The 14057-nt window shown below is 59.2% G+C and carries 13 protein-coding genes; 8 read left to right on the top strand and 5 right to left on the bottom strand.

The annotated features are described in order from the left end of the window. Positions 1 to 49: 49 nt before the first annotated feature. The 4 genes from DXT77_RS03785 to DXT77_RS03770 are packed head-to-tail and all read left to right on the top strand — an operon-like array spanning position 50 to position 3957. Positions 50 to 1060, top strand: a complete 1011-nt coding sequence (locus tag DXT77_RS03785) for an ABC transporter permease subunit (protein WP_119426677.1) — start codon at positions 50 to 52, stop codon at positions 1058 to 1060. Between the two features lie 11 nt (positions 1061 to 1071). Beyond that, positions 1072 to 1998, top strand: a complete 927-nt coding sequence (locus DXT77_RS03780) for an ABC transporter permease subunit (protein WP_119426676.1) — start codon at positions 1072 to 1074, stop codon at positions 1996 to 1998. 10 nt (positions 1999 to 2008) lie between these two features. Continuing rightward, positions 2009 to 2977, top strand: a complete 969-nt coding sequence (locus DXT77_RS03775) for an ABC transporter ATP-binding protein (protein WP_085711820.1) — start codon at positions 2009 to 2011, stop codon at positions 2975 to 2977. Then, entirely contained in the window at positions 2977 to 3957 is a 981-nt protein-coding gene (locus tag DXT77_RS03770; protein WP_119426675.1) for a peptide ABC transporter ATP-binding protein, read from the top strand. The genes DXT77_RS03775 and DXT77_RS03770 overlap by 1 nt, the downstream gene beginning before the upstream one ends. A gap of 105 nt (positions 3958 to 4062) precedes the next feature. Here the strand turns inward: DXT77_RS03770 and DXT77_RS03765 are convergent, their stop codons facing one another. The 3 genes from DXT77_RS03765 to DXT77_RS03755 form a co-directional block, all read right to left on the bottom strand. Next, positions 4063 to 4320, bottom strand: coding sequence for a hypothetical protein (locus DXT77_RS03765; RefSeq protein WP_114881403.1), 258 nt, complete (start codon positions 4318 to 4320; stop codon positions 4063 to 4065). A 156-nt stretch (positions 4321 to 4476) separates the two neighbouring features. Continuing rightward, positions 4477 to 5712 carry an MFS transporter gene (locus tag DXT77_RS03760; RefSeq protein ID WP_119426674.1) on the bottom strand — a complete coding sequence of 412 codons (1236 nt, stop codon included), beginning with the start codon at positions 5710 to 5712 and terminating at the stop codon, positions 4477 to 4479. Positions 5713 to 5920: 208 nt separating this feature from the next. After that, positions 5921 to 7504 (bottom strand): peptide chain release factor 3, encoded by a 1584-nt coding sequence (locus DXT77_RS03755; protein ID WP_085608055.1) that lies wholly within the window; start codon positions 7502 to 7504, stop codon positions 5921 to 5923. 357 nt (positions 7505 to 7861) lie between these two features. Between DXT77_RS03755 and DXT77_RS03750 the strand changes: the two genes are divergently transcribed. Genes DXT77_RS03750 through DXT77_RS03735 form a run of 4 tightly spaced genes read left to right on the top strand, consistent with a single transcriptional unit; the run spans position 7862 to position 11287 of the window. Next, on the top strand, positions 7862 to 8551 hold the full coding sequence (locus DXT77_RS03750) for an ABC transporter permease (RefSeq protein ID WP_170931630.1): 690 nt from the start codon (positions 7862 to 7864) through the stop codon (positions 8549 to 8551). A gap of 21 nt (positions 8552 to 8572) precedes the next feature. Further along, positions 8573 to 9466: a glycine betaine ABC transporter substrate-binding protein gene (locus DXT77_RS03745; protein ID WP_119426673.1), complete on the top strand. Its 894-nt coding sequence runs from the start codon at positions 8573 to 8575 to the stop codon at positions 9464 to 9466. Positions 9467 to 9479: 13 nt separating this feature from the next. Next, the gene (locus tag DXT77_RS03740) at positions 9480 to 10133 is read left to right on the top strand and encodes an ABC transporter permease (protein WP_007953690.1); all 654 of its coding nucleotides are present in this window, start codon (positions 9480 to 9482) and stop codon (positions 10131 to 10133) included. After that, positions 10130 to 11287, top strand: coding sequence for a betaine/proline/choline family ABC transporter ATP-binding protein (locus tag DXT77_RS03735; protein WP_119426672.1), 1158 nt, complete (start codon positions 10130 to 10132; stop codon positions 11285 to 11287). The genes DXT77_RS03740 and DXT77_RS03735 overlap by 4 nt, the downstream gene beginning before the upstream one ends. Before the next feature lie 53 nt (positions 11288 to 11340). Here the strand turns inward: DXT77_RS03735 and DXT77_RS03730 are convergent, their stop codons facing one another. Continuing rightward, positions 11341 to 12351: a hypothetical protein gene (locus tag DXT77_RS03730; protein WP_256662878.1), complete on the bottom strand. Its 1011-nt coding sequence runs from the start codon at positions 12349 to 12351 to the stop codon at positions 11341 to 11343. 6 nt (positions 12352 to 12357) lie between these two features. After that, complete coding sequence (locus DXT77_RS03725; RefSeq protein WP_256662877.1) at positions 12358 to 13302, bottom strand: hypothetical protein; 945 nt, start codon at positions 13300 to 13302, stop codon at positions 12358 to 12360. Positions 13303 to 14057 lie beyond the last annotated feature (755 nt).

The raw sequence follows: 14057 nt of genomic DNA, 5'->3' as shown, positions 1-14057 counted from the left end.
CCCCAGGGTCGCCGGGCACGCCTAACCGGCTGATGAGGTACCACACAAGATGTTTAGTTTTATTGCCCGCCGACTGGGGTTGTTGATCCCCACGTTTTTCGGCATCACCTTGCTGACTTTCGCGTTGATTCGCATGATTCCCGGCGACCCCGTGGAAGTGATGATGGGCGAACGTCGGGTCGACCCCGAAATGCACGCTCAGGCAATGGAACGCCTCGGTCTGAACAAACCGCTGTACGCCCAGTACCTGGACTACATCGGCAAACTGGCCCACGGCGATCTCGGCGAATCCCTGCGCACCCGTGAGAGCGTATGGACCGAGTTCACCTCCCTCTTCCCGGCGACCCTGGAACTGTCCATGGCCGCCCTGTTATTCGCCGGCGTCCTGGGCCTTCTGGCCGGGGTGATCGCGGCCCTCAAGCGAGGATCCCTGTTCGACCACGGAGTGATGGGCATCTCCCTGGCGGGGTATTCGATGCCGATCTTCTGGTGGGGCCTGATTCTCATCATGTTCTTCTCGGTGAGCCTGGGCTGGACCCCGGTGTCAGGGCGGATCGACCTGCTCTACGACATCGAGCCACGCACCGGTTTCATGCTGATCGACACCCTGCTGGCCAATGACACCGGCGCTTTCCTGGATGCGCTGCATCACCTGATCCTGCCGGCCATCGTCCTCGGCACCATTCCGCTGGCGGTGATCGCGCGGATGACCCGTTCGTCGATGCTCGAAGTGCTGCGTGAAGACTACATCCGTACCGCCAAGGCCAAAGGCCTGTCGCCGTCGCGCGTGGTGTTCGTGCACGGTCTGCGCAACGCGCTGATCCCGGTGCTGACCGTGGTCGGCCTGCAAGTCGGCACCCTGCTGGCCGGTGCGGTCCTGACCGAAACCATCTTCTCGTGGCCCGGCATCGGCAAATGGCTGATCGAAGCCATCGGCGCCCGGGACTATCCGGTCGTGCAGAACGGCATTCTGTTGATCGCCTGCCTGGTGATCCTGGTCAACTTCGTGGTGGACATCCTCTACGGCTTTGCCAACCCACGCATCCGTCATCAGCGCTGAGGTCAATACCCATGAGCACTCCAACATCCTCAGTAGTCACCGCTGCACCTGGCGCGGATCAAAGTCTGCTGTACCCGTCGCCGTACAAAGAATTCTGGCAAGCCTTCGCCAGGAACAAGGGCGCCGTTGCCGGCCTGCTGTTCATGCTGCTGGTGATTTTCTGCGCGATCTTCGCGCCGTGGGTCGCCCCGCATAACCCGAGCGAGCAATACCGTGACTTCCTGCTGACGCCGCCGGCGTGGCTCGAAGGCGGCCAGATGCAGTTCCTGCTCGGCACCGATGAACTGGGTCGCGACCTGCTGTCGCGTCTGATCCAGGGTTCGCGCCTGTCGCTGCTGATCGGTCTGTCGTCGGTGGTGATGTCGCTGATTCCGGGGATCCTGCTGGGTCTGTTCGCCGGTTTCTTCCCGAAAGTGGTCGGCCCGACCATCATGCGTCTGATGGACATCATGCTGGCCCTGCCGTCGCTGCTGCTGGCCGTGGCGATCGTCGCCATCCTCGGCCCAGGCCTGATCAACACCGTGATCGCGATTGCCGTGGTTTCGCTGCCGTCCTACGTTCGTCTGACCCGTGCTGCGGTGATGGGCGAACTGAACCGCGACTACGTGACCGCTGCGCGTCTGGCCGGTGCCGGCCTGCCGCGCCTGATGTTCATCACCGTGCTGCCGAACTGCATGGCACCGCTGATCGTTCAGGCGACCCTGAGCTTCTCCTCGGCGATCCTCGATGCCGCCGCCCTGGGCTTCCTCGGCCTCGGCGTCCAGCCGCCAACCCCTGAGTGGGGCACCATGCTGGCCTCGGCCCGCGACTACATCGAACGCGCCTGGTGGGTCGTGAGTCTGCCGGGTCTGACCATTTTGCTCAGCGTGCTGGCAATCAACTTGATGGGCGACGGCCTGCGCGATGCGCTGGACCCGAAACTCAAGAACGCCGCCTGAGGAGATTCCCATGTCACTGCTAGAAATCAAGAATCTCAACGTTCGCTTCGGCGACAAGAACGCCACACCGGTGGTCGACGGCCTCGATCTCAAGGTCGACAAGGGCGAAGTGCTGGCCATCGTTGGCGAATCGGGTTCCGGCAAGTCCGTGACCATGATGGCGCTGATGGGCCTTATCGAGCACCCGGGGATCGTCACCGCCGACTCTCTGAGCTTCGACGGCAAGGACATGCTCAAACTGAGCAATCGCCAGCGTCGGCAGATCGTCGGTAAAGACCTGTCGATGGTGTTCCAGGACCCGATGACCGCACTGAACCCGAGCTACACCGTCGGTTTCCAGATCGAGGAAGTGCTGCGCCTGCACCTGAAAATGTCCGGCAAGGCCGCTCGCAAGCGCGCCATCGAACTGCTGGAAAAGGTTGAAATCCCCGGCGCTTCCAGCCGCATGGATGCCTATCCGCACCAACTGTCCGGCGGCATGAGCCAGCGTGTGGCAATTGCCATGGCGATTGCCGGCGAGCCGAAACTGCTGATCGCGGACGAGCCGACCACCGCACTCGACGTAACGATCCAGGCGCAGATCATGGACCTGCTGCTGGCGTTGCAGAAAGAGCAGAACATGGGCCTGGTGCTGATCACCCACGACCTCGCCGTGGTGGCCGAAACCGCCCAGCGCGTCTGTGTGATGTACGCCGGCCAGGCCGTTGAAGTCGGTCAGGTGCCGCAACTGTTCGACATCCCGGCCCACCCGTACAGCGAAGCGCTGCTCAAGGCGATTCCGGAACACAGCCAGGGTGCCGAGCGTCTGGCAACCCTGCCGGGCATCGTTCCGGGCCGTTACGACCGTCCGCAAGGCTGCCTGCTGTCGCCGCGCTGCCCGTACGTGCAGGACAGCTGCCGCGCGCAGCGTCCGACCCTTGATCCGAAAAGCCACAGCCTCGCCCGCTGCTTCTACCCGTTGAACCAGGAGGTGGCGTAATGGCCGTCGTACTAACCGCCCGCGACCTGACCCGTCACTACGAAGTCTCCCGTGGCCTGTTCAAGGGCCATGCGACCGTACGCGCCCTCAACGGTGTGTCGTTCGAGCTGGAAGCCGGCAAGACCCTCGCCGTTGTGGGCGAATCGGGCTGCGGCAAATCCACCCTCGCCCGTGCCCTTACCCTGATCGAGGAGCCGTCGTCCGGTTCCCTGAAAATCGCAGGGCAAGAAGTGGCCGGCGCCGACAAGGCCCAGCGCAAGCAACTGCGCAAAGACGTGCAGATGGTGTTCCAGAGCCCGTACGCCTCGTTGAACCCGCGGCAGAAGATCGGTGATCAACTGGCCGAGCCTTTGCTGATCAACACCAACCTGTCGGCCGCCGAACGTCGCGAACGAGTCCAGGCGATGATGAAGCAGGTCGGCCTGCGTCCCGAGCACTACCAGCGTTATCCGCACATGTTCTCCGGCGGTCAGCGCCAGCGTATTGCGCTGGCTCGCGCCATGATGCTGCAACCGAAAGTGCTGGTGGCGGACGAGCCGACCTCGGCGCTGGACGTGTCGATCCAGGCGCAGGTGCTGAACCTGTTCATGGACATGCAGCAGGAGTTCAACACCGGTTACGTGTTCATCTCGCACAACCTGGCGGTGGTGCAGCACGTGGCCGATGACGTGATGGTGATGTACCTCGGGCGCCCGGTGGAAATAGGTCCGAAGCACGACATCTATGCCCGTCCTCTGCACCCGTATACCCAGGCGCTGCTGTCGGCGACTCCGACCATCCACCCGGATCCGGACAAGCCGAAGATCAAGATCGTCGGCGAGCTGCCCAACCCGCTGAACCCGCCACCGGGCTGCGCGTTTCACAAGCGCTGCCCGTACGCGACCGAACGTTGCAGCGTGGAAGAGCCGGCCCTGCGCCAGCTCGATACGCGTCAGGTAGCGTGCCACTACGCCGAGCAGTTCCTCGACGGCGCGGCATAAAAAACCCGCCCTGTTGCCGGGGCGGGTCGTTAAAGCGTTGACCAAACCTCTTCTTTCTCGATTGCGCATCAGTCGGGGAAGAAGAGGTTTTCTTTTGTCTGCGATCTATGTCTGGCTGTCGCCATCGTCCGGATCATCGGTGTCCGGCTCGTCGGTGGTCGAATCGTCATCGTCCTTGCTGCCACCCTGATCCTGATCACCGGGTTCGGATTCGGACTTGGCGAGCATGATCACACCCGCGTGCCCCTGGGCCGCATTGAAACCCTGCGCAGGCGCCGCGTTGCTCGCCCACGCCGCCGTGGTGCCAAGCGTCAGCATCACCAAAACCTTAAGCAACAACACTATGCGTTGAAAAATGCTCATAAGCGTTTCCATCCTTTCGTGGTTGAAGCCAGAGTGCCGGTCCGGCGCTGAATAAAATCTAGTTCCGATCAGCCGGGTTCACCAGATAGGACGCTAACCAATGCCCGGAAATGCCATGGCTGGACAGACCGCTTTCGAATAAACCTCATAACCGGATCAGCTAAGCGAGGTGGCCTTGCGGGTTTGCACGGGCTGGCTGGTCGAGACGCGCAGGCGGGTCGCCAGACAAACCGGCGGAACCGACATCACAGCCAGCACCGCACTGGCTACCCAGACGCTGTGACCACCGAACAGCCCGTAAAGCTGTCCGCTGAGCACCGGCGAGAGCAATGCACTTGCGCTCCAGGCCATGAAGAACAGACCGAAGTACTGGCCGCTTTTGCCGCGTTGCGCATGCTGCATGACCAGCACATTCAGCGGCGGCATGAACAGCGCCTCCCCCAACGTCCAGACCACCGTCGACAGGCAGGCATAAAACAGCCCGGAACCCAGTGGCAGCATGCCAAGCCCTAGCGCCAGCAACACGCAACCGGCGATCAAGGGCCGCCGCGAGCCCCAGCGTTCGCCCCAATGCGAGATTGGAATCTGCAACGCCACGACAAGGACAGCGTTGATCGCAAACTGCCAGCCGATGGCTTCGGTACTCAAGCGATAGAAGTCGCGCAGATAGTTGCCGAGGGTGCTGTAAACGGTGTCGAACGCCATGCCGAGCAGGACGGTCGCCGCCAGCAGCCAGAGAAATGGTTTGTCGCGATATGGCAGACCTGAGCCGGTCTGCGTCTCTGGCGTTTCGTCCGGGATCAGCACCGTTCGCCGCCAGGTCGTGCGGACAAACCAGAGCAGCGCCACCAGCGTCAGCGCCGCACTGATGAAGAACACCCAGCGAAAATCCGTCTGCGCCAGCACACCGCCCGCTATACCGGCGGCGGCCATCCCGAGATTTCGCGCAATACGACTCAAGGCCTGGGCCCGTGGGCGCTGGGCAACCTCGCAATACTCCATGATCAGGCGTTGATGCAGCGTACGAATCGCGCCGTCGATCGTGCCGCTGAGCAGCAGCAACAAGGCCAGCAACCACATCTGCGTCACCAGCCCGAGTCCGAGCAGTACCCACGTCGAAACGAAGAACAGCGCCGCCGTCAGCCGCGCGGTGCGGATATGGTCGCTGAGCAAACCGCCCAGCATCGAACCGATCAACAGCCCGCCGCCGTACGCCGCCAACAGCCAGCCAACGGTCTCGATGGCGAAGCCCAGCTCCTGGCGCAGATACAACGCCATGAACAGCTTGACCATGCTGCTCAGGCGATTGATGAACAACAGCGCCGCAAGTACCCAGGCCATCGTGGAGAAGTAACCATCGAATCGCAGCCAGTGAATGAGCCGACCGGTCATTCCGTTGATCCTTCAGAAAGCTCGCTTTGGGCCTTGAACACTAGACCTCGTCGCCCGGATTGTCGCGGCTAAAAACGCCGCTGCGGTAAAAGCAGACACAAACCACAAGCGTTCGGGAAAGAACCTACAACGGCAGTCACCACCACCGCCCGGGCAATAAAAAGCCCCGAGGCTCGCGCCTCGGGGCTCTGGATGTTGCAGTCAACGCTTAGTGATGCTCACGGGTTGCACGGAATTTCACGTCCGGCCAGCGCTCTTCCATCAGGGCCAGATTGACCCGGGTCGGAGCGAGGTAGGTCAGGTGACCACCGCCGTCCAGCGCGAGGTTTTCCACAGCCTTGTTGGAGAATTCCTCAAGCTTCTTCTTGTCGCTGCATTCGATCCAGCGCGCGGAGTACACGGTGATCGGCTCGTAGGAGCACTCGACCTTGTATTCCTCTTTCAGGCGGCTGGCGACCACATCGAACTGCAGCACACCGACGGCGCCGAGGATGATGTCGTTGCTGCGCTCCGGGAAGAACACCTGGGTCGCGCCTTCTTCGGCCAGCTGTTGCAGGCCCTGACGCAGTTGCTTGGATTTCAGCGGATCACGCAGGCGTACGCGGCGGAACAGTTCCGGGGCGAAGTGCGGGATACCGGTGAAGCCCAGGGTTTCGCCTTCGCTGAAGGTGTCGCCGATCTGGATCGTGCCGTGGTTGTGCAGACCGATGATGTCGCCGGCGTACGCCTCTTCCAGCTGTTCACGCTCGGACGAGAAGAACGTCAGGGCGTCGCCAATGCGCACGTCCTTGCCGGTGCGCACGTGGCGCATCTTCATGCCTTTCTCGTACTTGCCGGAGCAGATACGCATGAAGGCGATGCGGTCGCGGTGTTTCGGGTCCATGTTCGCCTGGATCTTGAAGATGAAGCCCGAGAACTTCTCTTCCACCGGCTCCACGGTGCGCTCGTTGGCCACCCGTGGCAGCGGACGCGGTGCCCAGTCGACCACGGCGTCGAGTACGTGGTCGACACCGAAGTTGCCCAGCGCGGTACCGAAGAACACCGGGGTCAGTTGACCGTCGATGAACTCCTGCTGATTGAATTCGTGGCAGGCGCCCTGCACCAGTTCCAGCTGTTCGAGGAAACGATCGTACTCGTCGCCCAGGTGAGCGCGGGCTTCGTCGGAGTCGAGCTTCTCGATGATCTTGGTTTCGGTACGTTCGTGACCGTGACCGGCGGTGTAGACAATGATGTAGTCGTCCGCCAGGTGGTACACGCCCTTGAAGTCTCGGTAGCAACCGATCGGCCAGGTGATCGGCGCAGCCTTGATCTTCAGAACGGCTTCGATTTCGTCGAGCAGTTCGATCGGGTCGCGGATGTCACGGTCGAGTTTGTTGATGAAGCTGACGATCGGCGTGTCACGCAGACGGCAGACGTCCATCAGCGCGATGGTCCGTGGCTCGACACCTTTACCGCCGTCGAGGACCATCAGGGCCGAGTCCACCGCGGTCAGGGTGCGGTAGGTGTCTTCGGAGAAGTCTTCGTGGCCCGGGGTGTCGAGCAGGTTGATCATGTGTTCGCGATACGGGAACTGCATGACCGACGTGGTAATGGAAATACCCCGCTGCTTCTCCATCTCCATCCAGTCGGATGTCGCATGGCGGTCGGATTTACGGGATTTCACCGTACCGGCCACTGCAATCGCCTTGCCCATCAACAGGAGCTTCTCGGTGATCGTGGTTTTACCGGCATCGGGGTGGGAAATAATGGCGAAAGTGCGGCGTTTCGCGACTTCGGCGGCCTGTCTGGTCATGGGAAATCGCCTGGCGGTGATTCAAAAAAGGGCCGCGATTATAGCCCAAGTCAAGACAATAACCGAACCGTTGAGCACATTAAGGGTGGCCAAATGCTGCCTCAGATGGGAACCTTTTAAAGCACGGAGACGTCCATCCCCTGTTACGACTTTTCGTCAGGGGCTGAAAAATCAGCAAGTTAGCCTGACGAGGCTGCGCTCATGGCTCGCTTTCAGACCGCTTTTCGCCGGTGCTGGGGGAGCTGCTTCTCGCGAACGTTCACTCCCGGCAGCCAGGCATGGCATGCCACTCGGGACAGCGTCCGCCGACTATAAAAAAGGAGTCCGCCTGTGGCTATCCGCTATGGCAAAGGGCTGATGGGAGGTGCGGTGGTGATCGCGCTCCTGGCCCTGCTGGTCCACTGGATCGGCATCAACACGATCGAACACTACCGCGACGATTTGTTGTTTTACCTGCAAGCTCATCTGATTCTCGTCCTCGCTTCAATGCTGGCCGCCCTTGTCGTGGGCATCCCCGCCGGTATCTTCCTGAGCCGCCCGACCATGGTCGGCCGCGCCGAACGCTTCATGCAGATCTTCAACATCGGTAACACCGTGCCACCGCTGGCCGTACTGGCGATTGCCCTGGGGATTCTCGGCATCGGCAGTGGCCCGGCGATCTTCGCTTTATTCCTCGCCTCGCTTTTGCCGATTGTGCGCAACACCTACGAAGGCCTGAAAAACGTCCAGGGCTCACTGAAAGAAGCCGCCACCGGCATCGGCATGACCCCGCGCCAGGTGTTGTGGCAGGTCGAGTTGCCCAATGCCGTGCCGATCATCGTCGGCGGTGTGCGAGTGGCCTTGGCGATCAACGTCGGTACGGCGCCGCTGGCGTTCCTGATCGGGGCCAACAGCCTCGGCAGCCTGATTTTCCCCGGCATCGCCCTGAACAATCAGCCGCAACTGCTGCTCGGCGCCGCGTGCACCGCGCTGCTGGCCCTGTTGCTCGATGGCGTGGTCACCCTCGCCAGCCGTCTCTGGCTGGAACGCGGTTTGCGCCCGTCTTAAGGCTTCGGCAAAGGAATATTCATGAAACGACTTAGCTTGATCTTGGGCTGCGTTCTGCTGTTCGCAGGATTTGCCCAGGCGGCGGAAAAGCCGCTCATTCGCCTCGGCGCCCGGGTATTCACCGAACAGACCCTGCTCGCGGAAATCACCGCGCAATACCTGCGCAGCAAAGGCTACGACGCGCAGATCACCGGCGGACTGGGCAGCAACCTGGCCCGCAGCGCCCACGAAAGCGGGCAACTGGACATGCTCTGGGAATACACCGGCGTGTCGCTGGTGGCCTACAACCATGTCACCGAAAAACTCGACAGCGAACAGTCCTACGCCCGGGTGAAAGAACTCGACGCGAAAAAAGGTCTGGTCTGGCTGACGCCGTCGAAATTCAGCAACACCTACGCCCTCGCTCTTCCGAAGAAAGTGGCCGAGGAATATCCGCAGATCAGCAACATCAGCCAGTTGAACGACGTTCTACGCGCTGAAGCCAAGACCAATCACCTGGTGGCGCTGGACACCGAGTTCGCCAACCGCTCCGACGGTCTGGACGGCATGGTCAAGCTCTACGACATGAACCTGACCCGCAAAAACATCCGGCAGATGGACGCGGGCCTGGTCTACACCGCGCTGCGTAACGGCCAGGTGTTTGCCGGCCTGGTCTACACCACCGACGGTCGCCTCAACGCGTTCGGGCTGAAGCTGCTGGAAGACGACAAGCATTACTTCCCGGACTACACCGCCGCGCCCGTCGTGCGCCAGGCCTACCTCGACGCTCACCCGCAACTGGCTGAGCAACTCAAGCCGCTGGCCGAGCTGTTCGACGACGAAACCATGCGTCAGCTCAATGCGCGGGTCGACGTCGATCACGAAAGCCCATCGAAAGTCGCTGCCGATTTCCTGCACCAGCACCCACTGAACTAAAGGAGGAAAAGTCATGGAATTTTTGAACGCCTTTTCCCACCTCGACTGGCAGCAGGTGATGCACCTGACCTGGCAGCACATCACCCTGGTCGGCATCGCCGTCAGCCTGGCGATTCTCATCGGTGTGCCGCTGGGCATTTTGATGACGCGCTTCCCGAGCCTCGCCGGTCCCTTGCAAGCCAGCGCCACAGTGCTGCTGACCGTGCCGTCGATTGCGCTGTTCGGCCTGTTGCTGCCGTTCTACTCGAAGTTCGGGCAGGGCCTCGGCCCGATGCCGGCGATCACCGCCGTGTTCCTTTATTCACTGCTGCCGATCATGCGCAACACCTACCTCGCCCTGACCGGCGTCGAACCGGGCATTCGCGAAGCCGCACGCGGCATCGGCATGACCTTCGGCCAGCGCCTGCGCATGGTCGAACTGCCGATTGCGGTGCCGGTGATCCTCGCCGGTGTGCGCACGGCCGTGGTGATGAACATCGGAGTGATGACCATCGCCGCGACCATCGGTGCTGGCGGTCTTGGCGTGCTGATCCTCGCCTCCATCAGCCGCAGTGACATGTCGATGCTGATCGTCGGCGCACTGCTGGTCAGTCTTCTGGCGATCTTCGCCGACCTCATATTGCAGTGGCTGCAACGTTCGCTGACTCCAAAAGGACTCCTCAAATGATCGAACTTCAAAACCTCAGCAAGACCTTCCAAAGCAACGGCAAAGATGTGAAAGCCGTGGACTCGGTAAGCCTGACCGTCAATGAAGGCGAAATCTGTGTGTTCCTTGGGCCATCGGGTTGCGGCAAAAGCACCACGCTGAAAATGATCAACCGCCTGATCAAGCCGACCTCGGGCAAGATCCTGATCAACGGCGAAGAGACCACCGACCTCGACGAAGTGACCCTGCGTCGCAACATCGGCTACGTGATCCAGCAAATCGGTCTGTTCCCCAACATGACCATCGAAGAGAACATCGTGGTGGTGCCGAAGCTGCTCGGCTGGGACAAACAGAAATGCCACGACCGCGCCCGCGAACTGATGAGCATGATCAAGCTTGAGCCCAAGCAATATCTGCATCGTTATCCCCGTGAACTGTCCGGCGGCCAGCAACAACGGATCGGCGTGATCCGCGCACTGGCGGCGGATGCACCACTGTTGTTGATGGACGAACCGTTCGGTGCGGTCGACCCGATCAACCGCGAAATGATCCAGAACGAGTTCTTCGAGATGCAGCGGGCGCTGAACAAGACCGTGATCATGGTCAGCCATGACATCGACGAAGCGATCAAACTCGGCGACAAGATCGCGATCTTCCGCGCCGGCAAGCTGTTGCAGATCGACCACCCGGACACCCTGCTCGCCCATCCGGCGGACGACTTTGTCAGCAACTTCGTCGGCCAGGACAGCACCCTCAAGCGCCTGCTGCTGGTGAAGGCGGAAGACGCAGCGGACAACGCTCCATCGGTGAGCCCGGAAACTCCGGTGGCCGATGCGCTGGAGTTGATGGACGAGCATGACCGTCGTTACGTGGTGGTCACCTGCGCAGAGAACAAGGCACTGGGTTATGTGCGGCGTCGCGACCTGCATCGTCAGACCGGTACGTGCGCGCAGTTCCTGCGTGAGTTCAACTCCACGGCTGCGTACGACGAGCATTTGCGCATCCTGTTGTCGCGCATGTATGAGTTCAATCGGGCGTGGTTACCGGTGATGGATGCCGAGCGGGTGTTCCTCGGGGAGGTTACCCAGGAGTCGATTGCCGAGTATCTGAGCTCGGGTAAATCCCGTGGGGGCAAGACCAGCATTGTGTCGCCGGCAGAAGTTGCGTTGGCGTGAAGAAGGGGCTGTAAAAAGGGCGGTGCTTGTGGGTAAGCACCGCCCTTTTTTGCTCAGGAGGAAATGGCCTGATTGGCTGCAATGAATTCAAATTTCGCATCAGCCGCAGGGGTCGGGGGAAGTGTCATCCGGATCATTGGAATCCAGATGCCGGTTTGCGTCTTGAAATCACGCTGGTCGTATTGCGCCCCGGCCTTACCCGCCTCATTGAGATAGAACACTGCTTCTATTGGCACGGTGGTACCCAGGTTCTGCCCCCACTTCTCAATACGAAACTCATTCTGTGTATTGAACGCAAAGGTCCCCCCCTGTCCTTGCGCCTTGACCGCCTCATTGAAAGCTACGGTTGCCGCCTGGTTCAAATCATCGCGTACATCAAATCCGCAAAGCGATCCATATTTCGCCGACTGACTGTTGTAGAGCGCGATGTATTGCGCGGCAGTCTTAATATTCTGCGATTGGCACGGAACGCTTGTAGCGTATCCCGGATACTGCCCACACCCTTTATCCCCGCGAAGATCCGTGGCGCCGTCCACAGGAAAAAAGCACAAAATCTCCGGTTCAAACTTACCAAAGGGTTTAAAGAAATAAGGATAAAAAATAAAGCCATTATTGTACCCAAACACCAACTTGCTAAATTTTGCATCCTTACGTAGCCAGGAGAACGAGACTCCAGTGGAGCTCGGGTTTGGATTCCAGAAATGGTATTGCGTGGAATGCTGGGTCGCACGCAACAATACCCCTGTACACAGGAAAGCCGGTGCTGAGGGGTTATTTCTACACATGTTCAACGTGTTGTTGTAGGCCTCCGTCAGATAAGCCGCAATCTCGGGTCCTGTACCTGCCCCCTGTATCCCGACTTCTGAGGAGTGCACGGCCGCTGCACTTTTTACAGAATCGACGCTCGGTGCAGGAGCGTGATTCGCACACCCTGAAAACAGGAGCATAAACAGCAAAATCACTATTCGTCTCATCTCGTTCACCTTCTCAAAGTTACTGGATGTTGCGTTGGCGCGACGCAGAGGTTGTGAAAAAGGCGATGCCACTGGATAAGCGCCGTCCATTTTTGGTCAGGAAGAGATGGCTTGATCGGCGGTGATGAATTCAAACTTCGCATCAGCTGCCGGTGTTTGGGGAAGTGTCATCCGGATCATTGGAATCCAGATACCGGTTTGCGTTTTGAAATCACGCTGGTCGTATTGCGCCGCAGGTTTGCCGGTGTCGTTGAGGTAAAAAATAGCCATGATCGGCAATACCGGGCCTTTACCCTGACCCCAGTTTTCCAGTCGGAATTCGTTTTGTGTATTGAAGGCAAACGTTCCGCCTTGCCCCTGAGCCTTGACGGCTTCATTGAATGCTTGCGTGGCCTTTTCATTCAGGGCATCGCGGACATCAAATCCGCAAAGGTACCCGTATTTGTTCGGCTGGCTGTTGTAGTGGGCGATATATTGCGCAGCCGTATTAATATTCTGCCCCTGACATGGATAGCTGCTAGGGACGCCGGGCGTTTCTCCGCAGCCACTGTTGGTGCGTGAAGTTGTGGCGCCATCGACTGGAAAGAAGCACAGGATTTCCGGTTCAACTTTTCCGGCGGACTTATAGAAATATGGGCTAAAAATAAAACCATTGTTGTAGCCGAACACCAGCTTGCTGAACTTGGCGTCCTTGCTCAGCCAGGAAAATGAAACACCTGTGGAGTTCGGGTTCGGATCCCAAAAATGGAAGGCAGTAGAGTGCTGTGTCGCTCGCAGCATCACACCGCTGCACAGGAACTTCGGTGCTCTGGGGTTGGCTCGGCACATGGAGATAGAAATATTATTGTAGTACTCGGTTAAATAAGACGCCGTCTCGGGCCCGGTATAAGACTGTGTTACTCCGTAACTATCGAACTGTACAGCTTGTGCACTTTTGTCGGGTGTGACATTCGGGGCAAGCTCATGACTCACACACCCAGAAATTAATAAAATAACTAGCCACACCAATATCCTGTTCATTTTCCCTGTCTCTAAAAACATGAGCCAAACCCGGACTCTGAACTTGACTCGTGCAAAAAATGCACTTTCAATTTCAGATTTCGAAATAGCATCGAAACTTGACGACCGTACAATTACCCTAATAACTATTCAGAAATAAAGCACCTGTCAGAACTGACAGTAGGTAACAGGCCAGCCATATTTTTTCGAGATTAAAACAGGTGAGGCTATAGCCAGACTGCGATTGAATGTCTGTTCGGCCAGCAGCAGCGGATCGACATGATCCGCGCGCTGGCCGAGGCGGTGGTCTGATCAAGATCCAAAAGAATGTTCGATAGCTGTTTTTTTTCGACCACCGGATTCTGAAGGCTGCGTTTTTTACTCCGCCCTTGACCCGGCAAGAAATATCAACACCTCGGGAGGCCGAACTCGACCGAAACTGTCAGCCACAGCCAGCAAATCCCCCCTCAGCTGCCCTTCTTGCCGCCAACGTCGCCGATGTTGAAGTGATCATACTTAGCAATGACCTGGCACGCATCAGCATCGAACGTGCAGGCATTTTTAACACCTGAAAATTATTTCGGAACATCTGACCGTCATCTCGGTCGGCTACAAAGAGTGATATCCGCTACGCACGTCAGAAGCGTGCAAAAACGCGACATTTTTAGTTGATCTCAGGCCCCTCACGCCCTAAAGTTCGCGCCGAACGTCCATGCTGGAAACGATCCATCCGGCTCAAGTACTGACGACGAGACAGCAAGGCCAAGGGCAACGACCCCAGATCGTTTGAGAGCGTA

Origin of the sequence: Pseudomonas sp. 91RF, from assembly GCF_003576265.1 — a bacterium.
GTDB lineage: Bacteria > Pseudomonadota > Gammaproteobacteria > Pseudomonadales > Pseudomonadaceae > Aquipseudomonas > Aquipseudomonas kribbensis.
The sequence above is the reverse complement of the archived record's forward strand: the minus strand, read 5'-3'. Positions and strand labels throughout refer to the sequence as shown.

What these genes read in the sequence shown, in the direction of transcription:
- DXT77_RS03785 (WP_119426677.1), top strand. Translation starts at nt 50, where the DNA reads ATGTTTAGTTTTATTGCCCGCCGACTGGGGTTGTTGATCCCCACGTTT.
- DXT77_RS03780 (WP_119426676.1), top strand. Translation starts at nt 1,072, where the DNA reads ATGAGCACTCCAACATCCTCAGTAGTCACCGCTGCACCTGGCGCGGAT.
- DXT77_RS03775 (WP_085711820.1), top strand. Translation starts at nt 2,009, where the DNA reads ATGTCACTGCTAGAAATCAAGAATCTCAACGTTCGCTTCGGCGACAAG.
- DXT77_RS03770 (WP_119426675.1), top strand. Translation starts at nt 2,977, where the DNA reads ATGGCCGTCGTACTAACCGCCCGCGACCTGACCCGTCACTACGAAGTC.
- DXT77_RS03765 (WP_114881403.1), bottom strand. Translation starts at nt 4,320, where the DNA reads ATGAGCATTTTTCAACGCATAGTGTTGTTGCTTAAGGTTTTGGTGATG.
- DXT77_RS03760 (WP_119426674.1), bottom strand. Translation starts at nt 5,712, where the DNA reads ATGACCGGTCGGCTCATTCACTGGCTGCGATTCGATGGTTACTTCTCC.
- DXT77_RS03755 (WP_085608055.1), bottom strand. Translation starts at nt 7,504, where the DNA reads ATGACCAGACAGGCCGCCGAAGTCGCGAAACGCCGCACTTTCGCCATT.
- DXT77_RS03750 (WP_170931630.1), top strand. Translation starts at nt 7,862, where the DNA reads ATGGGAGGTGCGGTGGTGATCGCGCTCCTGGCCCTGCTGGTCCACTGG.
- DXT77_RS03745 (WP_119426673.1), top strand. Translation starts at nt 8,573, where the DNA reads ATGAAACGACTTAGCTTGATCTTGGGCTGCGTTCTGCTGTTCGCAGGA.
- DXT77_RS03740 (WP_007953690.1), top strand. Translation starts at nt 9,480, where the DNA reads ATGGAATTTTTGAACGCCTTTTCCCACCTCGACTGGCAGCAGGTGATG.
- DXT77_RS03735 (WP_119426672.1), top strand. Translation starts at nt 10,130, where the DNA reads ATGATCGAACTTCAAAACCTCAGCAAGACCTTCCAAAGCAACGGCAAA.
- DXT77_RS03730 (WP_256662878.1), bottom strand. Translation starts at nt 12,351, where the DNA reads ATGGACGGCGCTTATCCAGTGGCATCGCCTTTTTCACAACCTCTGCGT.
- DXT77_RS03725 (WP_256662877.1), bottom strand. Translation starts at nt 13,302, where the DNA reads ATGTTTTTAGAGACAGGGAAAATGAACAGGATATTGGTGTGGCTAGTT.